This window comes from Micromonospora sp. DT31 (genome assembly GCF_049841795.1).
Lineage (GTDB): Bacteria > Actinomycetota > Actinomycetes > Mycobacteriales > Micromonosporaceae > Micromonospora.
In genome coordinates, this window is sequence record NZ_JBNCKZ010000021.1 from 12,948 (window position 1) to 33,641 (window position 20,694).

General features: G+C 71.5%; 24 protein-coding genes, 2 tRNA genes and 1 pseudogene. 14 read left to right on the forward strand and 13 right to left on the reverse strand.

Features of this window, described 5'->3' with window-relative positions; genetic code table 11:
• Positions 1-98: 98 nt before the first annotated feature.
• A complete protein-coding gene (locus tag ACLQ2X_RS24940) occupies positions 99-1,625 on the reverse strand; it encodes a peptide deformylase (RefSeq protein WP_425683501.1) in 1,527 nt (508 codons plus the stop codon).
• Between the two features lie 252 nt (positions 1,626-1,877).
• Here ACLQ2X_RS24940 and ACLQ2X_RS24945 point away from each other — a divergent pair, with 252 nt between their 5' ends.
• Positions 1,878-2,660, forward strand: coding sequence for a hypothetical protein (locus tag ACLQ2X_RS24945; protein ID WP_425683556.1), 783 nt, complete (start codon positions 1,878-1,880; stop codon positions 2,658-2,660).
• A 3-nt stretch (positions 2,661-2,663) separates the two neighbouring features.
• Here the strand turns inward: ACLQ2X_RS24945 and ACLQ2X_RS24950 are convergent, their stop codons facing one another.
• Entirely contained in the window at positions 2,664-4,439 is a 1,776-nt protein-coding gene (locus ACLQ2X_RS24950; RefSeq protein ID WP_425683502.1) for a hypothetical protein, read from the reverse strand.
• Between the two features lie 166 nt (positions 4,440-4,605).
• On the opposite strand from ACLQ2X_RS24950, the gene ACLQ2X_RS24955 reads away from it, so the two are divergent.
• Complete coding sequence (locus ACLQ2X_RS24955) at positions 4,606-5,316, forward strand: class I SAM-dependent methyltransferase (RefSeq protein WP_425683503.1); 711 nt, start codon at positions 4,606-4,608, stop codon at positions 5,314-5,316.
• A 58-nt stretch (positions 5,317-5,374) separates the two neighbouring features.
• On the opposite strand, the gene ACLQ2X_RS24960 is transcribed toward ACLQ2X_RS24955, so the two are convergent.
• Positions 5,375-5,908: a YbhB/YbcL family Raf kinase inhibitor-like protein gene (locus tag ACLQ2X_RS24960; RefSeq protein WP_425683504.1), complete on the reverse strand. Its 534-nt coding sequence runs from the start codon at positions 5,906-5,908 to the stop codon at positions 5,375-5,377.
• A 115-nt stretch (positions 5,909-6,023) separates the two neighbouring features.
• Positions 6,024-6,151: transfer RNA gene (locus ACLQ2X_RS24965), tRNA-Ser, on the reverse strand.
• A 542-nt stretch (positions 6,152-6,693) separates the two neighbouring features.
• Here ACLQ2X_RS24965 and ACLQ2X_RS24970 point away from each other — a divergent pair.
• Entirely contained in the window at positions 6,694-7,647 is a 954-nt protein-coding gene (locus ACLQ2X_RS24970; RefSeq protein ID WP_425683505.1) for an ankyrin repeat domain-containing protein, read from the forward strand.
• A gap of 135 nt (positions 7,648-7,782) precedes the next feature.
• Here ACLQ2X_RS24970 and ACLQ2X_RS24975 read toward each other — a convergent pair.
• Positions 7,783-7,869, reverse strand: a tRNA-Ser gene (locus ACLQ2X_RS24975).
• 96 nt (positions 7,870-7,965) lie between these two features.
• Here ACLQ2X_RS24975 and ACLQ2X_RS24980 point away from each other — a divergent pair.
• Both ACLQ2X_RS24980 and ACLQ2X_RS24985 read left to right on the forward strand, forming a co-directional pair.
• Positions 7,966-8,505 (forward strand): AAA family ATPase, encoded by a 540-nt coding sequence (locus ACLQ2X_RS24980; RefSeq protein ID WP_425683506.1) that lies wholly within the window; start codon positions 7,966-7,968, stop codon positions 8,503-8,505.
• 9 nt (positions 8,506-8,514) lie between these two features.
• The gene (locus ACLQ2X_RS24985; RefSeq protein ID WP_425683507.1) at positions 8,515-9,510 is read left to right on the forward strand and encodes an NAD(P)H-quinone oxidoreductase; all 996 of its coding nucleotides are present in this window, start codon (positions 8,515-8,517) and stop codon (positions 9,508-9,510) included.
• On the opposite strand, the gene soxR is transcribed toward ACLQ2X_RS24985, so the two are convergent.
• Positions 9,482-9,934 carry a redox-sensitive transcriptional activator SoxR gene (gene soxR, locus ACLQ2X_RS24990; protein ID WP_425683508.1) on the reverse strand — a complete coding sequence of 151 codons (453 nt, stop codon included), beginning with the start codon at positions 9,932-9,934 and terminating at the stop codon, positions 9,482-9,484. The genes ACLQ2X_RS24985 and soxR overlap by 29 nt on opposite strands.
• 45 nt (positions 9,935-9,979) lie before the next feature.
• On the opposite strand from soxR, the gene ACLQ2X_RS24995 reads away from it, so the two are divergent.
• On the forward strand, positions 9,980-10,663 hold the full coding sequence (locus tag ACLQ2X_RS24995; RefSeq protein ID WP_425683509.1) for a transketolase: 684 nt from the start codon (positions 9,980-9,982) through the stop codon (positions 10,661-10,663).
• Between the two features lie 14 nt (positions 10,664-10,677).
• Positions 10,678-11,562, forward strand: a complete 885-nt coding sequence (locus ACLQ2X_RS25000; RefSeq protein WP_425683557.1) for a transketolase family protein — start codon at positions 10,678-10,680, stop codon at positions 11,560-11,562.
• On the opposite strand, the gene ACLQ2X_RS25005 is transcribed toward ACLQ2X_RS25000, so the two are convergent.
• Both ACLQ2X_RS25005 and ACLQ2X_RS25010 read right to left on the reverse strand, forming a co-directional pair.
• Entirely contained in the window at positions 11,469-11,849 is a 381-nt protein-coding gene (locus ACLQ2X_RS25005) for a hypothetical protein (RefSeq protein ID WP_425683510.1), read from the reverse strand. The two genes, ACLQ2X_RS25000 and ACLQ2X_RS25005, sit on opposite strands and share 94 nt — an antisense overlap.
• A gap of 68 nt (positions 11,850-11,917) precedes the next feature.
• Positions 11,918-12,307, reverse strand: a pseudogene (locus ACLQ2X_RS25010) (DDE-type integrase/transposase/recombinase); the annotation flags it as partial.
• Positions 12,308-12,537: 230 nt separating this feature from the next.
• Between ACLQ2X_RS25010 and ACLQ2X_RS25015 the strand changes: the two are divergent.
• The 6 genes from ACLQ2X_RS25015 (at position 12,538) to ACLQ2X_RS25040 (ending at position 16,015) form a co-directional block, all read left to right on the forward strand.
• Positions 12,538-12,738 carry a hypothetical protein gene (locus ACLQ2X_RS25015; protein WP_425683511.1) on the forward strand — a complete coding sequence of 67 codons (201 nt, stop codon included), beginning with the start codon at positions 12,538-12,540 and terminating at the stop codon, positions 12,736-12,738.
• Entirely contained in the window at positions 12,735-13,049 is a 315-nt protein-coding gene (locus tag ACLQ2X_RS25020) for a hypothetical protein (RefSeq protein WP_425683512.1), read from the forward strand. Before ACLQ2X_RS25015 ends, ACLQ2X_RS25020 begins: the two co-directional genes overlap by 4 nt.
• A 581-nt stretch (positions 13,050-13,630) precedes the next feature.
• Entirely contained in the window at positions 13,631-14,482 is an 852-nt protein-coding gene (locus ACLQ2X_RS25025) for a hypothetical protein (RefSeq protein WP_425683513.1), read from the forward strand.
• A gap of 12 nt (positions 14,483-14,494) precedes the next feature.
• Positions 14,495-15,235 carry a hypothetical protein gene (locus ACLQ2X_RS25030; RefSeq protein ID WP_425683514.1) on the forward strand — a complete coding sequence of 247 codons (741 nt, stop codon included), beginning with the start codon at positions 14,495-14,497 and terminating at the stop codon, positions 15,233-15,235.
• Positions 15,236-15,351: 116 nt separating this feature from the next.
• Positions 15,352-15,540 (forward strand): hypothetical protein, encoded by a 189-nt coding sequence (locus ACLQ2X_RS25035; protein ID WP_425683515.1) that lies wholly within the window; start codon positions 15,352-15,354, stop codon positions 15,538-15,540.
• 19 nt (positions 15,541-15,559) lie between these two features.
• Positions 15,560-16,015 carry a hypothetical protein gene (locus ACLQ2X_RS25040; protein WP_425683516.1) on the forward strand — a complete coding sequence of 152 codons (456 nt, stop codon included), beginning with the start codon at positions 15,560-15,562 and terminating at the stop codon, positions 16,013-16,015.
• Here ACLQ2X_RS25040 and ACLQ2X_RS25045 read toward each other — a convergent pair.
• The 3 genes from ACLQ2X_RS25045 to ACLQ2X_RS25055 form a co-directional block, all read right to left on the reverse strand.
• A complete protein-coding gene (locus tag ACLQ2X_RS25045) occupies positions 16,005-16,709 on the reverse strand; it encodes a glycosyltransferase family 2 protein (protein ID WP_425683517.1) in 705 nt (234 codons plus the stop codon). The two genes, ACLQ2X_RS25040 and ACLQ2X_RS25045, sit on opposite strands and share 11 nt — an antisense overlap.
• Positions 16,710-16,841: 132 nt before the next feature.
• Complete coding sequence (locus ACLQ2X_RS25050) at positions 16,842-17,354, reverse strand: hypothetical protein (RefSeq protein WP_425683558.1); 513 nt, start codon at positions 17,352-17,354, stop codon at positions 16,842-16,844.
• A gap of 104 nt (positions 17,355-17,458) precedes the next feature.
• Complete coding sequence (locus ACLQ2X_RS25055) at positions 17,459-18,631, reverse strand: thiolase family protein (RefSeq protein WP_425683518.1); 1,173 nt, start codon at positions 18,629-18,631, stop codon at positions 17,459-17,461.
• Between the two features lie 99 nt (positions 18,632-18,730).
• On the opposite strand from ACLQ2X_RS25055, the gene ACLQ2X_RS25060 reads away from it, so the two are divergent.
• On the forward strand, positions 18,731-19,165 hold the full coding sequence (locus ACLQ2X_RS25060; protein WP_425683519.1) for a PH domain-containing protein: 435 nt from the start codon (positions 18,731-18,733) through the stop codon (positions 19,163-19,165).
• A 17-nt stretch (positions 19,166-19,182) separates the two neighbouring features.
• Here ACLQ2X_RS25060 and ACLQ2X_RS25065 read toward each other — a convergent pair whose 3' ends face one another.
• Entirely contained in the window at positions 19,183-20,124 is a 942-nt protein-coding gene (locus ACLQ2X_RS25065; RefSeq protein WP_425683520.1) for a rhomboid family intramembrane serine protease, read from the reverse strand.
• A gap of 25 nt (positions 20,125-20,149) precedes the next feature.
• Positions 20,150-20,680 carry a peptidylprolyl isomerase gene (locus ACLQ2X_RS25070; protein WP_425683521.1) on the reverse strand — a complete coding sequence of 177 codons (531 nt, stop codon included), beginning with the start codon at positions 20,678-20,680 and terminating at the stop codon, positions 20,150-20,152.
• Between the last annotated feature and the right edge of the window lie 14 nt (positions 20,681-20,694).

Consider the following 20,694-nt stretch of genomic DNA (forward strand, 5'->3'; position numbering starts at 1 on the left):
GCCGGGTCGCGTGCCCCCGCCCCCTGGGGCACGCGACCCGGCCCCCCGTTTCCGGTGTGCGGGCCGGGCCGGCAACCGGCCCGCACACCGGCGCCCGGTCAGTAGCGCCACGGGTTGCCGGTCTCGCGGTATTCCTCCACCGGCACCAGCGGTACGCCGGGTGCCATCCGGTCGACGTAGAGAAGCCCTTCCAGGTGGTCGATCTCGTGGGCGACCAGCCGGGCCATCGCGTACTCGAAGGACGTGATCACGCGGCTGCCGTCCCACAGCGCGTGTTCCACGTCGATGCGCAGTGGCCGGGGCACCAGGCCGCGGTGGTCGAAGAAGGAGAGGCAGCCCTCGTACTGCTCGTCGGTTTCCCCGGCGGCGTCCACGATCCGGGGGTTGAGCAGGACCACCGGGTCGGCGGCCCGGTCGGCGGGGCGGACCAGTGCGGCGGCCCGGTCGAGGCCGAGCTGGGGTGCGGCCAGGCCGACGCCCTTGCTGAACGGGTGCAGCTCGTCGAGTCGGGCCAGCATCCCCGCGAGCCGGTCGACCACCTGCCGGGCCTGCGGCTCCTCGGCCGGCAGGTGGAACGGGCGGGCGGGTTGCCGCAGCGCGTCGTCGCCGCGTTGCACGATGCCCACGGCACGCATCCGGTCGCTGGCCCGGACCCGGGCGCCGGTGGGCGGGGCCTCCGGTTCGGTGTCCGGCGCCGCGCCGCGGAACCGCCACTGCATGCGGTAGCGGGCGTTGAGCGGCGGGTCGTCGGTGCTCCAGTCGAAGATCACCCGGCGGTCGGCCGGGTGGCGTTGGATCGGCGTCCGCAGCGGCCCCTCCTCCGCCGACAGCGAGGTCTCCGCGCCCCAGACCTTGGGGTCGAGGTCCGCGGGCAGGTCGAGCCGCACCGCCAGGTGCCGGGTGGGCAGGCGTACGGCGCGTTGGAACCAGGGTCCCCACTTGTCCTGCCCGACGCGGTACGCGTACTCGATGGTGACCCGGTCGCCGGGGTAGAGCGGAAAGCGGCCCTCGTCGTTTTCGAAGAGCAGCCAGATCTCCTTGAACGCGTCCCGGTCGTGCTTGGCACGCCAGTGCATCGACTCGCGTCCGCTGCCATCGTCCCGGTGGGCGCTCAGTTGCAGCTCGGCGAAGGTGAGCGGGTGTTCCCGGTGGTGCCGGTTGGAGCGCCCGGGGTCGTTGGGGTAGCGGTCGACGGCGACCCGGACCAGGTAGCGGGTGACCGGTTCGGTGCCGGCGTTGTACAGCTCCCGGCGGATCGCGCAGTGGTAGCCGTCGCCGGTGTGGGTGAGCGTGGCCATCTCGCGTTCCACCACCAGGCCGGTGCCCGGTGGCAGCCACTGGCCGGGGACCTGGTCGCGGTGGGGCCCGCCGGCCCGGCCGTGGCGCAGCTCGTCGTACTCGCGGAAGCGCTGCCAGATCGCGCCGCTGGCCTCCAGGACGGCCTCGGCGCGGCGGGCGAAGTCCTCGGTGGGTCGGTGCCGGCGCCCTTCGACGTGGCTGACGTACGAGGGGTCGAAGCCCATCAGGGTGGCCAACTGCTTCTTGGACAGCCCTCGGCCGGTGCGGTGCCGGGCGAGTTCGGTCGCGAACGAGTCGGCGGCGCGCTCGATCGGTGAGGTAGTCATCGGCTCCCTCGTACGCAGGGAAAGACCATTTTCACGTTGAGTGGTCGCACGCGTACGAAAACTGCCTCATATTCGACATTCATCTTGACAAGCCGGCGAAACGCACCGACCCTCATGCCGTCGTCGTCCGGCAGCCGACAGATGCCGCCGCTTCCCCTCCCGTTCCGCGGCTGGTTAGGCTAGCCTTAGCTCTGGTCGACGGCACGCCGGCCGAGTGGCAACCAGACAGGGGACGGCCAGGTGACTGCGGTGATGCCGGGGCGCGACGCCGTCACCCCGTTCGCCCCGGTGACGGCGACCCTGCGGGCCATGTTCGGCACCGACGACCTGCCCGGGCTGGCCCCCGGCCTGCTGGTCCACGACGACCTGGACATGTGGGCCCCGGCCTCCCGACTGATCGACGGCACGCTGCTCCCGCGCTTCCTGACCGCCGCCGGCCGGCGCTGGGGTGGCACCCCGCACGCCTGCGCCGCGCTGGCCTGGAAGTCCTACAGCTACTGGACGGCGCTGCCGGCGGTGCTCGGCTGGGCGTCGGCCCGGCGCGTGCCGCTGCTCGACCCGTCCGACGTGCTTGTGCACTTCGAGGACCACCACCAGCTGCTCACCCTGGGACTGCGCGCGTCGACCCCGGTGGCCGTGCTGCCCGGCGACCCGCTGGCGCTCTCCGGTGCGCCCGGCGTCCGGGTGGTGCCCGACGAGGCCGCGTTGCTCGGCGCGCTGCGCGCGTCCCTGCTCGACGCGCACTTCGCCCCGCTGATCACCGCCATCCAGGGCGAGGTCCGCATCGGCACACGTACCCTGCTCGGCTCGGTGGCCTCCGGCATCGCGCACGGCGTCCTGCGCGCGGCGGACGCGCTGCCCGGGTCGTCCGTGGCGGCCGTCGGCACCCTGCTGGACGCGCTCGACCTGAGCGACCTCGTCGAGGTGGTGCCCGGCACGGCCGGTGAGCCGACCGTGCAGCGGCGCACCTGCTGCCTCGCCTTCACCCTGCCCCGGCCCAAGGTCTGCCAGGGCTGCTGCGTCCGCCAGGACTGACGCTCAGTCGACGAGTGGGCGGACGTCCCACACCCAGACCCCACCGACGGCCGTCGGCGTGATCCCGGTCAGCTCGGTCATCGCCCGGCGCAGCGCCTCGGCCTGCCGCAACCGGGGGTCGAGGACCACCGCGCCGGCCCGCCAGTAGCGCAGGTCGTCGACGGCGGCCACCCGGTCCTGCGGCGTGATCGGGGGGACCGCGTCGGTGTCCCGTACCCTCTCGAAGAACGTGCTGGTGGGGCGCGGCGGCGCGGTGAACAGGGCGATCCGGTCGCCGCCGGGACGGGTGTCCGGATAGAGGAAGTAGCCGCGGGCCAGCGGCATGTCCAGCCGGGTCTGCGCGGACCAGCGCAGGGGCACCGCGTACGTGGTGTCGGGCAGCGGAAGCGTGACGATGCTGCGGTCGCCCGCGACGTACGGGCGCCAGGCGCCGGAGGTGACGAACGCCGGGGTCGGGTCGAGGCGCGTGGCCGGCAGCGGGGTGGGCAGGATCGGCAGCAACGCCATGGCCAGCACGGTGCCGGTCGCGAAGCGGATCTGGCCGCGTGCGTCCGGATGTCGCGCGGCCAGCCGGCGGACCCGGTCGGCGCCGAGCGCGAGCAGCACGCCGATGATCGGGGTGAGCGCGAGCGACCAGCGGGTGGGCACCACCGAGTGCAGGATCGGCAGGTGTTCCAGCGCGGCCCACGGGCCGGGGATGCCGGTGTTCCGCCCGTCGTAGTGGATCTCCCGCCCGAGGGAGAAGAGGGCGAACACGGCACCGACCGCGGCCAGTCCGAGCACGAGCGCGTCCCGGCGCAGCGACCAGACCAGCGCGGCCACCAGGATCACCAGCGGCCAACCGAAGAACGCGTTCTCCTCGGTGGCGTTCTTGACGAGCGGTTCGCTGCCCCGGGCGTCGCCGGCGACCGACTCGCGGGACCACGCCACGTACGAGGCGAGGTCGGTGGAGTAGCCGCGGATCAGCGGGGAGAGCCCGCGGTACGCGCCGGGACCGGCGAACTGCACCCACAGCGGGTACGCGAGCAGCAGCCCGGACACGACGGCCGCCACGCCGAGGCCGGCGGCGAACGGGCGGGCCGCCGAACGTAGCGCGGGTCGGCCGATGGCCAGCGCCAGCACCACCACGCCGAGGCCGAGCGCGGTCATCAACAGGATCTCCAGGTTGAGGAACGCCTGCCAGACGATCACCAGGGCGAGCAGTACACCGTTGCGCAACCAGCGACCCGGCTCGGCCAACCGTATGGTGCGCCAGATGATCAGCGGGACCACGAACTGGCTGACGATGTTGGGGTGCGCGTTGGCGTGCGAGATCATCGCCGGCGCGAACGCGCAGAAGCCGGCGCCCAGCCAGGCCGGGCCGCGGGCCTTGACGACCACCCGGGAGAGCAGGAAGTACCAGGCCGTGGCGGTGGCGGCCAGCCCGAGGGTGAGGAAGATCAAGAATGACCAGCGAGGACCCCACCAGATGGTCACCGGTGACAACGGGATTGAAATGGATAATACAGACGTATTCGCCATGAGATTGACGACGTCCGGCACATTCATCCGGTCCGAGGTGAACGGATAGGCGAAGTCGGTGACGACCCGTGCACCGTGTGCCATCATCCATTCGAATTGCGCCTGATCGGTGCGATTGTCCCGTACGCCGTTGCGCGGATCGACCCACAACCGCACGGTGACCCAGAACGCCAGCAGCACGAAGCTGAGCACGGCGAGCGCGTCGATCCGCCCGCCACGCCCCCGGTCCGGCGGCGCGTCCGATTCGGGAGTAGTCATGACAATTCAGAGCGTAGTCAGGCCCTGACCTGCACGTGACGCGTTTCACCCGCCGCATCCGACAACAATTCGGCCAAGCCGGGTCCTCCGATTTCCCCCACAGCCATCCAGATGGTTGACTCTGACGGTCCAGGCGCGGGTCAGTCATATGGTGAGGAATCGACGCATGGCAGAGATCACTGGGGATCAGCGCGTCCAGTCGGAGGTGCTCGAAGGCCTGGCGACGGCGGTCAACCACCGGCAGTGGTTCGTCGAGCTGGCCGTGCCCTACCTCGGTGACAACCCGATCGAGATCGGCAGTGGGCTGGGCGACTACGCGTCCGCGTGGGCCGAGCACGCACCCCGGTTCACCGCCACCGAAGCCGACCCCGACCGGCTGGTCAAGCTCAAGGAACGGCTCGGCGAGCACCCCAACGTCGAGGTCCGACAGATGCTGCTGCCGCACCACGAGGCCGGCGACTACAGCGCGGCCGTCTCCTACAACGTGCTGGAACACATCGACGACCACGTCGGGGCACTGAGCAGCATGCGTGAGCTGGTCCGCCCCGGCGGCGCGGTGATCATCATCGTGCCGGCGTTCCAGTTCGCGATGAGCCCGGCCGACGTCGCCACCGGCCACGTCCGGCGCTACACCAAGAAGAGCCTGGCCACCGCGATGACCGAGGCCGGGCTCAGCGTGGAGCGGATCCACTACGCCAACGCACTCGGCCTGATCGGCTACTTCATGGCCACCAAGGTCTTCCGGCTGATGCCGAAGGAGGGCCCCATGGTCAAGGTCTACGACACGGTGGTGCTCCCCGTCACCAAGGCCGCCGAGCAGCGGGTCCGGCCGCCCTTCGGCCAGTCCGTCTTCGCCGTCGCCCGCGTACCCGCCTGAGGTGTAAGGAAGGGCCCCTTATTAACAGACGTCTGTTAATAAGGGGCCTTCCTTACACTCACTCCTTGACCTGGTAGGTGGGGCGGATCACCGCCCGCGCCAGGGTGTGGAACGCCAGATTGAAGCCGACGAAGGCCGGGCTCGCCTCGGCGGGGACGTCGAGCCGCTCCACGTCCACCGCGTGCACCGCGAAGACGTACCGGTGCGGGCGGTCGCCGGGCGGCGGCGCGGCACCCCCGTAGCCGGTGTCGCCGTAGTCGTTGCGGACGCTGAACGCGCCGCCCAGGTCGGCCTCGCTCGCCCCGCTGGGCAGTGCGGTGACCGACGCGGGCAGGTTCACCAGCACCCAGTGCCAGAAGCCGCTGCCGGTCGGCGCGTCCGGGTCGAAGCAGGTCACCACGAAGCTCTTCGTCTCGGCCGGGAAGCCCGACCAGGACAGCTGCGGGGAGACGTTCCCACCGCCGACGCTGCCGTGCGCGTACCGCCCGTCCATCGGCTCGCCGTTGTGCACGTCGTCGCTGCTCAGGTCGAACGACGGCACGGTCGGCAGCAGCTCGTACGGGTCCGGGGCGATCGGTCGTTCCAGGGTCATCGAAGCGGGTCCTTCCGGTGCGCGCGAAATGTCCTGCGCCCCTTCATACCCCGTTGCCGGTGTCGCCGTGCGGTCGGCGCACCATCTCGTTGATCTAGACGGGCCTGCCCGGCCGAGCGGAGGTGTGGGATTCGAACCCACGAAGACATCGCTGCCTTACCGGTTTTCAAGACCTAAGCCCACAGGTCCTGACCAGGACAGATGTCATCGAGTCGCCTGCCCGCGCCGGCTATTTGCCGCCGCACGGGCAGCAGCCGGAACGCCGCGTGTTCACTGCCTGATCTCACCCAGGCTGACCGAGGGGCTTACGCGACGTCGGATAGGCGCCAGAGCGATCAGCGGGCCCTGTCCCTGACGCGCCCAGGGCGCATCATGACTCGATGCTGAATCGCTCCGTTCGCCCTGACTGCGGGGCCGGCCCTGGCCGGTGAATCCGGGGTGGCGCTCGACCTGGACGGTGATCTGCCAGCCGAGCCCTGGACCATGCTGACCGCCGCCGCGCGATCCGCCCGACGCCGGTGTGTATCGCTGGCAGTACTGGGCCCGCTTCAAGCTGACCGGCTGAACTTGAGTCGAGGCATGGATGACTATCTGAGCAGTGGTGTCAGAATTCGCGGACACAAGGTCTGCCGACGATCAAGCGGTGCCAAACGTCACTGTCGTTTGCATCGAGCTTTGTCCGGCACCCGGGTTTGCCCTATACGTACCGCTTCGCGGGGCCGGCAGGTGTATCCCGTCTGTCGTCTCCTACTCTGATGCCTTCGGAGGGCATCGGGGAGGCATGGGTGACGGATGTCGATTGGTCGCGAATGGGGTACGGGTCGTGGTCGGACCTTGCCGTGGTGCGGGAACGGCTCGCGGCCGGCGCTGACCCGAACGCCCTCGTAGGCGGGCGCGGGCGGCCATTGCACCACGCGGCATGGCTGGGCTCGTCCGAGGTGGTGACGGAACTGGCCCGGCTCGTGGACGACGTGGACGCCGTCGACGACGGACGCACCGCGCTCTGGCTCGCCGTACATGCTGGCAAGCCCGCCAACGCCCGCGCGCTCGTGGCCGCCGGCGCGGATCCGGAGCTGCCAATGATGGCCGGCTGGTCACCGGCGCGGCTGAGCCTGGCCGGGGCGACGCCTGATCTGTTCGACACGAGCGTGACGCTGACGGAGGCGGAGGCCGCCACGGTCGCAGAGGCGCGCGGGCTCATCGATGCGCTGGCCGATATCGACAGCGAAGGTATGAGCCTGTGCTGCGTGGCCGGGATCGACGCTACCGAGGCGGTACGGCGTCTGGACGCCACGGTGATCGAGGATCAGATCGTCGTCGAGGACATGTGGGGCGCTGACGAGGACGAGTCGATCCGGACACTCGGTGTCACAGACGTGCCGGGCGGCCTCGTCGTCAGCCAGCCCTGGGCGTACGGCGCATCCATGCCGTTGGTCGCGCTGCTGCTGTCGGCTGACACGGTGTGTTACGGCATGTACGCCAACCCCAAGAGCGGCAACCAGGGCGCGGCCGTGCACGATGGTGTCATCACCGGCTGGGACCTGCACCCGGGCGGCGGCTGGTCCGAGGCGAACGCGCCCACGGCCGAAGTTCTGCGCGATTTCCTGTACCAGGGCCACGCCATCGAGTACTGCTGCGCCTACGCCGCGGTGCGCCCTGCCGACGCCCGCCCATTCACCGAGCCGGACCGGTGGGTGCGGCTGCCCGCCCGCGACTGGTGGGCAGTTTCGGTGAAATAGTCTTCCACACCGCGTCGCCTCATGCATCGACGGTCAGGACGAGGTCGCACGGAAGCAGACTTACTCGCCATTCACAGAAGCGCCCCCCGGCCAGCGTTCGCGCTGGTCAGGGGGCGTTTTTGCGGTCCAGATGGGCGGAGGGTGTGGGATTCGAACCCACGAAGACATCGCTGCCTTACCGGTTTTCAAGACCAGCGCCATCGGCCACTAGGCGAACCCTCCCGGCACGTCCCCGAGGGGTACGCGACCGCGCACCAGTCTGCCACGAACCCCGCACCGGGCAAGCCGCCGTCCCACCCCTGCTGCGAGAATGGGTGCGTGTGGGAGAGCCCGGCAGTGGTGCTGATCAGCGGAATCATGGCGGCCGGAAAGTCCACAGTGGGCGAGGCGCTGGCCCGGCGGTTGCCCCGCGCGGTGCACCTGCGCGGTGACGTGTTCCGCAGCATGATCGTCGGCGGGCGGGCCGAGATGACCGCCGCACCGACCGACGAGGCGTGGCGGCAGCTGCGGCTCCGCTACGACCTGGCCGCCTCGACCGCCGACCGGTACGCCGCCGCGGGCTTCACCGTCGTGCTCCAGGACGTGGTGCTCGGCGCCGAGCTGCCGGCCATGATCGGCCGCATCCGGCACCGGCCGCTCGCCGTGGTGGTGCTCGCGCCCCGCCCCGAGGTGGTCGCCGCCCGCGAGCGGGACCGGCCGAAGAACGGGTACGGCGACTGGCCGGTGGCGGACCTGGACGCCGGGTTCCGGGCCGACACGCCCCGGCTCGGGCTCTGGCTGGACACCTCGGACCAGACGCCCGAGGAGACGGTGACCGAGATCCTCGCCCGCGCGTGGACCGAGGGGCAGATCGGGTAAGACTGAGTCATGCGCGCGATCACGATCACGGAACCCGGCGGACCCGAGGCACTCGTCTGGGCCGAGGTGCCCGACCCCGAGCCCGGCCCCGGCGAGGTGGTCGTCGAGGTGCGCGCCGGTGCGGTGAACCGGGCCGACCTGTTGCAGCGGCAGGGGCACTACCCGCCGCCGCCGGGCGCGTCCGCGTACCCCGGGCTGGAGTGCTCGGGGACGGTGCGTGCGCTGGGCCCGGGGGTGACCGGGTGGTCGGTGGGCCAGGAGGTCTGCGCGTTGCTGGCCGGCGGTGGGTACGCCGAGCAGGTCGCGGTGCCGGCCGGGCAGTTGCTGCCGGTGCCGGCCGGGGTGGACCTGGTCGACGCGGCGGCGCTGCCGGAGGTGGCCTGCACTGTCTGGTCGAACGTGGTGGACCTGGCCCGGCTGGCCGAGGGGGACACGCTGCTGGTGCACGGTGGTGGCAGCGGGATCGGCACGTTCGCGATCCAGCTCGGGGTGGCGCTCGGCGCGACGGTGGTGGTCACTGCCCGGTCGGCCAAGCACGACCGGCTGCGGGAGCTGGGCGCCGCGCACATGATCGACTACCGGGAGCAGGACTTCGTCGACGAGGTACGCCGGGTCACCGACGGGCGGGGGGCGGACGTGATCCTGGACATCATGGGCGCGTCCTACCTGCCGCGGAACGTGGCGGCGCTGGCGACCGGCGGGCGACTGGTGGTGATCGGCATGCAGGGCGGCCGCAAGGGCGAACTGGACCTGGGGATGCTGCTGGCGAAGCGGGCGGCGGTGCACGCCACCGCCCTGCGGTCCCGCCCGGTCGACGAGAAGGCGGCGATCGTCCGGGGCGTACGCGAGCAGGTGTGGCCGCTGGTGGAGGCGGGCCGGGTCCGGCCGGTGGTGCACGCCCGGGTGGGCATGGCCGACGCCGCCGACGCACACCGCCTGGTGGAGACCAACGACCACCTGGGCAAGGTGTTGCTGGTCAGCCCTGGTCGGGGCGCGGCAGCATGAGGCGCGCGCCGGGCCCCTCGGCGGCCAGCGAGTCCCCCGGGTTGTAGAGCGCGCAGCGCTGCAGCGACAGGCAGCCACAGCCGATGCAGCCGTCCAGGTCGTCGCGGAGCTTGCCGAGCAGCCGGATCCGCTCGTCCAACCGGTCCCGCCAGGCGCGGGACAGCGCCGCCCAGTCGTCAGGGCTGGGCGTACGCCCCGACGGCAGCGAGTCGAGCGCCTCCCGGATCTCCTCCAGCGACACCCCGACCTGCTGGGAGATCCGGATGAACGCCACCCGGCGCAGCTCGGTGCGGGCGTAGCGGCGCTGGTTCCCGCCGGTGCGGGCGGCGTGGATCAGACCGAGCCGCTCGTAGTAGCGCAGCGCGGACTGGGCCACCCCGCTGCGGTGGGCGAGCTGACCGATGGTCAGGGTTGCTTCGTGCATCACACCCCTTGAGTTGAAGTTCGGTTCAGGTCGGAGGCTATCGGCATGACGACGACCACCGCCACCGACTTGGGCGCGCTGCTGGAGCGGGTACGCGCCGGCCGCGAGTTCGGCCCCAACGTCTACTCGACGCTCGACGTGCTCCACGTGCTCTACGACCGGGTGCTCCGGATCACCCCGGCCACGGTGGACGACCCGGACCGGGACCGCTTCCTGCTCTCCAAGGGGCACGCCGTCGCCGGCTACTACGCGGTGCTCGCCGCCCACGGGTTCCTGCCCGCCGAATGGCTCGACGACCAGGGCGGCCCGGACAGCCGCCTCGGCGACCACCCGGACCGGACGCTGGTGCCGGGCGTGGAGATCGGCTCCGGTTCGCTGGGCCACGGCCTCGGACTGGGCGTGGGCACCGCCCTCGGGCTGCGGGCCCAGGGCCGCACCGGCCCCCGGGTGTACGTGCTGCTCGGCGACGCCGAACTGGACGAGGGCTCCAACCACGAGGCGATCCCGTACGCGGGCGCGACCGGGCTCGGCAACCTGACCGCGATCGTGGTGGACAACCGCTCGGCCACGTACGGCTGGCCCGGTGGCGCGGCGAGCCGGTTCACCGTGAACGGGTGGAGCGCCACCACCGTCGACGGGCGTGACCACGACGCCCTGCACACCGCCCTCACCGGGCACGACAACCACCGGCCGCACGTCGTCGTCGCGGTCGTCCCGGACGGAAAATGACGATGATCGACACCATGCGGGATGTGTTCGTCACCACCACCGAGGAGGTGCTGGCCGATCCGCGTACGACAGTCGTGCTCGCCGACATCTCCGCCGACGCGTTCGAGCCGGCCGCCGCCCGGTACCCGGACCGGGTGATCAACGTCGGCATCCGGGAGCAGTTGATGATCGGGGTGGCCGGTGGGCTGGCGTTGACCGGACAGCGGCCGATCGTGCACAGCTACGCCCCGTTCCTGGTCGAGCGGACGTACGAGCAGATCAAGCTGGACCTCGACCACCAGAACGTCGGCGCGGTGCTCGTCGGCATCGGCGGCTCGTACGACCGGGCGGAGTCGGGACGCACCCACCTCGCGCCGGGGGACGTGGCCCTGTTCGACACGCTCCACGGTTGGACCGTGCACGTGCCGGGCCACCCCGACGAGGTGCCGTCGCTGCTGCGCTCCGCCGTGTGCGGGTCGCACTCGACGTACCTGCGGTTGTCCGTCCGGGAGAACACGTCCGCGTACCCGGACGCGGGTGACCTGCGGGTGATCCGCGACGCCGGGCCGGGCACGCCGCTGTTGGTGGCGGTCGGGCCGATGCTGGACGCGGCGCTGGCCGCGGTGGCCGACCGGCCGGTCACGGTGGCCTACACCCACCGGCCGCGACCGTTCGACACCGCCGGGCTGCGGGCGCTGGCCGGCACCGAGGTGATCCTGGTCGAGCCGTACCTGGCGGGCACGTCGACGCGGGTGGTGGCCGAGGCGCTGGCCGACCGGCCGCACCGGCTGCTCGCGCTCGGGGTCGGTCGTGAGGATCTCCGCCGCTACGGCACGGCCGACGACCACGACCGCTGGCACGGCCTGGACGCGGCCGGGCTGCGCCGCTCGGTGGACGGCTTCATCGCCACGGGCACCTGACCGTCCAGGGTGTAGTCGCTGGTTCGGCTACGCACGTACGCGCGCTTGCTGGCCATCGCCTCGTCGACGTCGCCATCTTCGAGCCCGAGCGCCCGGCAGACGTCCGGGAGCTTGGTGGCACTGAACTCCCATAACGTCTCGGCGATCTCGTCGCGCAACTGCATGACGTCCGTGCCGCTGCCCAGGTCATTGCGGGCGAAGGGGTCGGCGAGCACGGGTACGATGCTCACCTGGTGTTTGTCGCCGTTCCCCCACTTTCGGACCCGATCGAACTGCGCTGCGATCACCTGCAGATCCGCCGGCCGAAACAGCCCGACGAACGCGGGATGCACGCGCAGCACCAGGGGAACGGGTGCTCGACTTTGCCGTTGGTCTGGGGCCGGTAGGGGCGGGTCTTCTTCGGGGTGATGCCGAGTTCGGTGCAGGCGTCGCGCCAGGCGTAGGACTTGTAGGCGGAGCCGTTGTCGGTCAGGACACGCTCAACGGTGACGCCTCGGTCGGTGAACCAGGCGGTTGCGCGGCGCAGTACGCCGATGGCGGTGGTGGCTTTCTCGTCGGCGCAGATTTCGGCGTAGGCGACCCGTGAGTGGTCGTCGACGACGGTGTGCACGAAGGCTGTCCCGACTTGCGGCTGCCACAGGTGGTTACGGGTGCCGGTGCGGCGAGCGGTGGCCTCACGGTTGTGTTTGCCCTGGGCTCGGCCGACATAGCGCCACCCGCCGCCGTCGGGGATCTGGCCGAGTTTGGTGCGGGTAGGGCTGTGGTGCGGTCGCGACGAACGGTCGGCGGCATCCAGATTTTTCATGATCATCTATTGTCCGGCTGGGTGGCCTTCTGAACTGACCGGCCGGAAGCTACGCCGCGCGGCGTATGCGTTTGCATACTTTCCCCATGTCGGTAGACCCGTACCGGTTCTCGTACACCACCTAGGAGGCGCTCGACCGCGCTGGCGTCGGGTGGCAGGCCGCCCTGCACGTGCTCACCGCCTCCCGACCCCGGATCGTGCGGCACATCGGCGCGGTGATGCACGTCGTCGGCGCGGTGCCGGACGGGCGGCTGCTGGCGGTGGCGCTCATCGAGGACACCGACGACGAGTACGTGGTGGTCGGGGCTCGGTGGCTCGACGACGACGAGGCGCAGCCACTGCGCAAGTTGATGGAAAGGGGCGGACGATGAGCCGAGCAGAGGACGTCAGGGCGGCGCAGGAGGCGCTGAACAGCCGGGACTGGTCCGACGCGGTGGTCGACGACACCCCGCCGACGACGAAGGTGAGCATGTCCGCCCGGTACCCGAGCGACATCGCCCGCCGGGTGATGGAGGACGCGGAGGCCCGGGGCGTGAAGCCGGGGGCGATCCTGCGGGAGATCGTGGAGGCGCACTACGCCACGCGCGACGCCGCCGGCGACGAGCCGATCACCGTGCGGCCTGCCGACGTCGTCCGCGCGCTGGCCCAGGTTGCCCGGCGGGAGCGTCCCGCCGCCGCGTAGGGCAACGCCGACGTAGCTCAACCTGTGCCACCAGCGGACATGCAAGCAGGGCGGGCGCCGCGAAGGTGCCCGCCCTGCTTCCTGCACGCGGCTGGCCGCCCGACGGAAGTCGTTGTCGGTGACACGCCAGCGGCCGCCCACACCGGCGACCCGGGCAGGTCCGAACGCGCCCACGCCACCGCGAACCCTGCCGCCACCGGCGCCGCCCGATCCGCCGGCAGCGGCGGCGCATCCGGCACCTCATGGCCGTGGTCATCCCGACCCGGCGGCTCCGCGCTGGACACGCCCGACGCGCCGGCGGCAGCCGGCGTCGGGTACGCCGAGGCGCTGCCGGGCACCGGCGCCGCCGGGTCGACCGCACACGCCGCCAGCGCCAACGCCAACGCGACTCCCGCCCCGGCGACGACGATCCGTACCGCCCGGCCAACGCAAGCTGACAGCTCGGCTCTGCGGGCCATTCGACGCCTCCCCGTGGTGCCTTTCGCGTCCTATCGCGGCAGAGCCCACACCATAGATCCATTTAAAAACACGGTGCTACTGTCTGATACTCGTCGGTGACCTGAACGCGGGGGAGGCATCGGGTGACGGGTGGTAATGACCCGCGCCGGTCACGGAAGACTGCAGCGCTCACCCGCGCCCGTCCCGGCCGCGCACCGCAGCTCCCCTACGCCGCGATTCCACCGAATCTGTCGCAGTGGCCGCCCGTGTGGTGGCTCGGCTGTCACGGCGGCGCCGGCGTCAGCACACTGGCCAGCCTCGTCGGATTCGGACTGGACTTCGCCAACCGCGGCTGGCCGATGGTGACGCCGCCGATGCCGCAGGCCCACGTGGTCCTGGTGTGCCGGACCTCGGCGTCGGGCACGTGGGCCGCCACCGGCGCAGTCGAGCAGTGGCGCCGCTCCGGCATGTCCAACGTGATCCGGCTGCACGGCGTGGTCGCCGTCGACGCGTCCCCCCGCCGCGCACCGCGCATCGCGTCCGAACGCTTGCATTTGCTAAAGGGCTGGGTCCCCACCCTCTGGCGCGTCGGGTGGATCGACGCGCTGCTGACCGCCGACGATCCGCGCGACATCGGCGCACCCCCGACATCAAGGCGCTGCGCGCGGCGATCTGGCAGAAAGTCCACACCCCCCAGGAGACAAAACGATGACCCTGATCGAACACCTGGACCACCTCCAGGCCGCGATCGCCGCCCAACCAGCCCCCGACCCCGGTCCGCCGGAAATCGGCAAGAAGCTCCTGAGCTGCTCAAGTGGGTGGCCTACCTGGCCACCGCCGCGTGCGTCGACGGGGTGCTGTTCACCCGCGGCGAAGATGGCCATGTCGCACCGCCGCGGCGGTGCGACATGGCCAACCTCTCCCAGCTCGGATGGGTGTTCGCCGCCTGCATCCTCATCGGGAGCGCGTCCGCAGTGGTCTCCGCGCTGATCTAGGAGGAACGTCCGATGCCGGCCCCGTCTGCACCCCAGGACTTCGCCGACCGTCCGCCCTGGACCCGACCCGGCTTCATCGCCTCCGCGGTCCTCGTACTGATCGTCGTCATCGCCGGGGTGGTAGTCGCCATCGCCTCACGCGGCGGTGACGGCGGTGGCAGCACCGGTGCGCCGCCGGCGAGCCCGGCACCTGTCGACAGCAGCACACCGCAGGACCTGCCGACCGAGGTGCCGACCACCGCGCCTGCCGGGGTGCGGTGGGAGCTGCTCGGTCAGGTTGCCGTGCCGATCAGTTCGTCGGCAGGCCCGACCCGGGTCTCCGGCGCGACGGCTGCCGGCTACGCGCACACCCCCGAAGGTGCGTTGATCGCCGCGGCGCAACTGAGCACCCGGGCCGGGTTCTCCTCCGGCCGCGACTCGTGGGAGCCGACGATCAGCCAGCAGTTCGAGCCCGGCGCCGACCGCGACCGGCTCCTCGCGGTGCTCCGCGACGTCCAAGACGCCCCCGCCCAGCCCGGCTCACTCAGCGAGATCGCCGGCTTCAGCTACCAGTCCTACAGTCCCGACACCGCCGTCATCGGGCTCGCCTTCCGCGCACCGTCCGTCGGAACGGCCCGCTATCACATCCTGTCGCTGACGCTGCGTTGGCGCGACGGCGACTGGCGCATGGTCGCCCCGCCCGGCGGGGCCTGGACCTCGGTGAACCGGCAGACGACCGACCTTGTCGGTGTCGTCGAGTGGGGCGCACGCTAGTGCCCCCCTGCGCTCCCATCGCTGACCCAGGGTGCATCCCCGGGCGGATCCTGGAGAACGCCGCTTCCCGGTTCTTCGACGAGATCGCTGAGGAGGCGTCGCAGGCCGCTGCGGACATGCTCAGGGCGTTGGTCACCGGATGGCTGGCCCTCCCCACCCCCGCCGTGTCGCAAGAGTCCGGCGTGGTGGCGCGTCTGCAGGCCTACACCAACTGGGCGGTCGCCGCGATCGCCGTCGGCTCCGTACTGATCGCCGCGATCAAGCTGGCCATCGGACAACGGCCGCGAGGCCGGCACGCTCGGTAGGAACCTGGCGCTCCTGGTCGTGATCGCCGGCGCCGGCGTGCCCGCAGTGCGGCTGCTCACCGCGATCGGCGACGAGTACGCCAACTGGATCCTGACCGCCTCCGCCGACGGCGACCTCGGCAAGAGACTCCTGCTGCTCGCTCCCTCAGCCGGCGCCGCCACCGCCACGGGCCTCTCCGCTCTCGCGGTGACCGGCATATCGCTGATGGTGTTCCTGTCCACCATGGTGCAGCTTCTGCTGCTGGCCCGCAACGCCGGACTGGTCCTGCTGGCCGGTCTGCTGCCGGTGGCCGCGGCGGTCGGCGGCTCCGTGCGCAACAGACAAGCCATCATGCTCGCGCCAGCGCAGAACGAACAGGGATGGGCCATCCGCACCGCCGGCCGCGACCGACGGGTACCCCCGGGGAAACGACGCGGACCCCGCGACTCCGGCCGGGCCGGGGTGCGGGGTCCGCGTCGTGCGCTCAGTTGGTGACGGCGGCCGGGCGGCGGCGGGCACGCTCGCGGGCGAGGATCCAGAGCGCCTCGACGCCGTCCTTCCAGGTGATCTTCTTGCCCTCTTCGCGGCCCCGGGCGCGGTAGCTGATCGGCACCTCGTACGGGCGGATGCGCCGGCGGAGCAGCTTGCCGGTGACCTCGGCCTCCATGCCGAAGCCGCGGGAGCGGACCTGCAACGAGCGGTACAACTCCAGCGGCATCAACTTGAAGCAGGTCTCCAGGTCGCCGATGTAGGAGTTGTAGAGCACGTTCGCGGCCAGCGTGACGCCCTTGTTGCCCATCACGTACCAGAAGCTGTACGAGCTGTGGCTGCCGAAGGTGCGATTGCCGTACACCACCGTCGCGTGCCCGTCGAGCACCGGCTCCAGCAGGCGCGGAATGTCCTGCGGGTCGTATTCCAGGTCGGCGTCGAGGATGACCATGTATTCACCCTCGGCGCTGTCGACGGCGGTCTTGATGGCCGCACCCTTGCCGGCGTTGCGCTGGTGGGTGATCACCCGGAGTCGGGCGTCGTCGACCCGGCCGAGCACCTCGCTGGTGCCGTCCCGGCTGCCGTCGTCCACCACGACCAGCTCGATCTCGCAGGGGTAGTCGACCGCCAGCGCCTGCTTCAGGGCATCCGCGATGCGTTCTTCCTCGTTGTAGACCGGCATGAGGATCGAGAGCTTCACGGAATCTCCATGGAGGCGACGACAGGTCGGGGCATAGCGTAGCCTGGCGCACTGCATCAGTCACCACAGCCCACGCACCCTATACCCACCGATGGACCGGACGTCGGCCGCCGTACGGGCGCGGAGCGCCGGTCAGCGCGCGGTCGCGGGCCGCAGCACCACCGGCCGGGAAACCGTCGCGGGCTCACCGATGGTTGCCACCAGCCGCTCCGCCGGGGTACGCAACCGGGTGCGGAACGCATGGTGCAGCAGCGCGTCGAGCTGCCACACCTGCCGGGAGTGGTGGGTCCGGATGAGGAACCGCTCCCGGGCCCCGTCGATCGCGGTGGCCGCCAGCTCCACGCTGTGTGACCGCGGGTCGGGGCTCCACGTGACGTTGCTGAGCTCCCGCAACTCGGTGTTCAGGTGCAGGCGCAGCCGGTGCAGCACCCGGGTCTGCCGGGTCACCACCAGTCGACGGTGGGTGAGGAGCATCAGATAGTCGCCGCCCACCGAATGGTCCGGGCGGCTGCACCGGGTGACCAGGATCGTGGCGTCCCCGGAGCCGACGCATCGACGGAACACCGGTATGTGACGGGTGACGGCCTGGGTCGCCAGGCCGGTCTCGGCGGCGGCCGGGAGGAACGTACGCGAGAACACGTCCATGCCCGGTGCAACGAGCCGGTGACCAGCGGTGACATGGGTCACGCCCGATTTCTGGAACTTCCACCGCGCCCGTCGCACCCCGGTGCGACCGGCCGGCGGTCGCCTCAGAGCAGCTCGACGATCGTCGCGTTGGCCATCCCGCCGCCCTCGCACATGGTCTGCAACCCGTACCGGATGTCGTTGTCCCGCATGTGCTGGAGCATCGTCGTCATGATCCGGGCGCCGGACCCGCCGAGCGGATGACCGAGCGCGATCGCCCCGCCCCTCGGGTTGAGCCGCTCCGGGTCCGCCTCGGTCTCGGCCAGCCAGGCCAGTGGCACCGGTGCGAACGCCTCGTTGACCTCGTACACCCCGATCTCCTCGATGCCCAGGCCCGCGCGCCGCAACGCCTTCGCGGTCGCCGGGATGGGCGCGGTGAGCATGACGACCGGGTCGTCGGCGGCCACCACGGCGGTGTGCACCCGAGCCAGCGGGCGCAGGCCGTGCCGGCTGGCCCACTCGGCGGTGGTGACCGCAAGCGCGGCGGCGCCGTCGGAGATCTGTGAGGCGGACCCGGCGGTGACCACGCCGTCGGCCCGGAACGGGGTGGCCAGTTCGCCGAGCTTGGCCAGCGACGTGTCCCGGCGGATGCCCTCGTCGGCGGTGAACTTGCCGCCGTCGGCGAGCGCCACCGGCGCCAGCTCCGGGTCGAACGCCCCGGCGTCCTGCGCGGCGGCTGCCTTCTCGTGGCTGGCCAGCGCGAACTCGTCGAGTTGGGTGCGCGAGAAGCGCCACCGCTGCGCGATCAGTTCCGCGCCGACGCCCTGGTTGAACGGCAGTGGCGAGTCCGCCGCGACGCCCTCGACCCCGCGGTAGCGCTCCAGGATGGCCGGGCTGAACGGCATCCCCTCACCCACACTCGCGCCCATCGGCACCCGCGTCATCGACTCGACGCCGCCGGCGACGACCAGGTCGGCCTGCCCGGACAGGACCGTCGCGGCGGCGAAGTGCAGCGCCTGCTGGCTCGACCCGCACTGGCGGTCGAGCGTGGTGCCCGGGACCGACTCGGGCCACCCGGCGGCGAGCACCGCGTTGCGGGCCACGTTCCAGGACTGCTCACCGACCTGCGAGACGCAACCCCACACCACGTCGTCGACCTGCCCCGGGTCGATGCCGGTGCGCTCGGCGAGAGCGCGCAGCACGTGCGCCGAGAGGTCGACCGGGTGCACCGCCGCGAGACTGCCCTTACGCCGCCCGACCGGGGTCCGTACCGCGCCGACGATGACCGCGTCACTCATGTCTACTCCCGGGTAACCTCGCTTGCCCCGATCCTACGTGCCGATCCGGCCGATCGTCCTCCCCCGGCAGCCGGCCGCCGGTGCTGGCATGCTGGGCGAGTGGATCCACAGTCGCCCGGCACCCGACAGTGGCGGGTGCCTCGGGAGACGCCGGCGGTCAAGGCCCTCGGCGCGCTCGCCCTGGTCGCCCTGGGTGTGCTCTTCGCCGGTGGGGACCCGATCCGCCCGGCGCTCGCCGGGCTCGCCGCCGTCGGGCTGCTCACCTGGGCGCTGCGTGACCTGGTCGCGCCGGTCCGGCTCGCCGTCGACCCGGACGGGCTCACCGTGCTCCGCGGGTTCGCCGGGCGACGCCGGCTGCCATGGCACACCGTGGAGCAGATCCAGCTCGACCGGCGCAGCCGGCGTGGCCTCACCGCCGAGACGCTGGAGATCGACGCCGGGGAGTCGCTGCATCTGTTCGGCCGCCGTGACCTCGACGCGCCGCTGGACGAGGTGGCCGAAGCGCTCGCCGAGGCCCGCGCCGCCGCGGGCTGAACCACCGCCCGCGGCGGTCAGCCGAGCAGGGCCGCGCTGCGCACCAGGCTCAGACCGATCATCGCGACCAGCACGAGCGCGCCGCCGGCGACCTGGAACGCGGTCCGCCGCGACCGTGGGGCGTACGCCAGGACCAACGCCATCACCGCGCCGGCCACCAGCCCACCGAGGTGCCCGGCCACCGAGATGCTCGGCACGGTGAACGTGAAGATCAGGTTGATCACCAGGATCGGCACGATGGCCGAGGTGTCCCGCCCCAACCGCCGCATGATCACAAAGACCGCGGCGAACAGGCCGAAGACGGCGGTGGACGCGCCGGCCGTGAAGCGGTTCGGCTCGGTGAAGACGTAGGCCGCCACGTTGCCGCCGAGCCCGGCGAGCAGATAGAGGGCCAGGAAGCGCATCGGCCCGAGCACCGCCTCCAGCGTCCGGCCGAGCACCCACAGCGCCCACATGTTGAGCAGCAGGTGCAGCACGCCGTAGTGCAGGAACATCGCGGTGACCAGGCGGTACCACTCGCCGTCGGCCACCCCGCCGATGCTGCCGTCGGGGAAGCGCGCGAGCCCCAACACCGCACCCCACTCGGTCAGCGGCGTCGAGCTGCCCATCAGGCCGCCGAGACCACCGCCGGCCAGCGCGTTCCCGCTGCCGGCCGAGAGGATGGAGAGCAGCATCACCAGCACGTTCAGCGCGATCAACGCCTTCGTGACGTATCCCTCGCGGCCGGCGGCACCGCCACCGAAGGCGGTACGCGCCGGCCGCACGCTGCGCCGGCCCTCCTCGACGCACTCCGGGCACTGGTGGCCCACGGAGGCGTCCCGCATGCACTCCGGGCAGATCGGCCGGTTGCACCGTGTGCACCGGACGTACGTCTCCCGATCGGGGTGCCGGAAGCAGACCGGAGTGGTCGGCACCGGACCCCCGGTGGCGTCGCCTGCCTGCCCGGAGCGCTCAGTCATGCGAGCAAAGGTACCCGGGCGGCAATCAGGACTGCTTGCGCTCGATCTCGACCCGCTCGATCACCACGTCCTGCAACGGCCGGTCGCTCGGCCCGGTGGGGGTGTTCGCGATCGAGTCGACCACCTTCACCGACTCCTCGTCGGCGACCTGGCCGAAGATGGTGTGCCGGTTGTTCAGGTGTGGCGTCGGCGACACCGTGATGAAGAACTGCGAGCCGTTGGTGCCCGGACCGGCGTTCGCCATGGCCAGCAGGTAGGGCCGGTCGAAGCGCAGCTCGGGGTGGAACTCGTCGGCGAACTTGTAGCCCGGTCCGCCCCGTCCGGTGCCGGTCGGGTCACCCATCTGCACCATGAAACCGCTGATCACGCGGTGCGAGACGGTGCCGTCGAAGTACGGCCCGCTGCCCGGCTGGCCGGTACGCGGGTCGATGTACTCACGGGTGCCCTCGGCCAGCTCCACGAAGTTGCGGACCGTCTTCGGGGCGTGGTTCGGGAAGAGCTCCAGCCGGATCGGGCCGGCGTTGGTGTGCAAGGTGGCGTAGACAGCCTCGGCCACGGGTACTCCTCAGT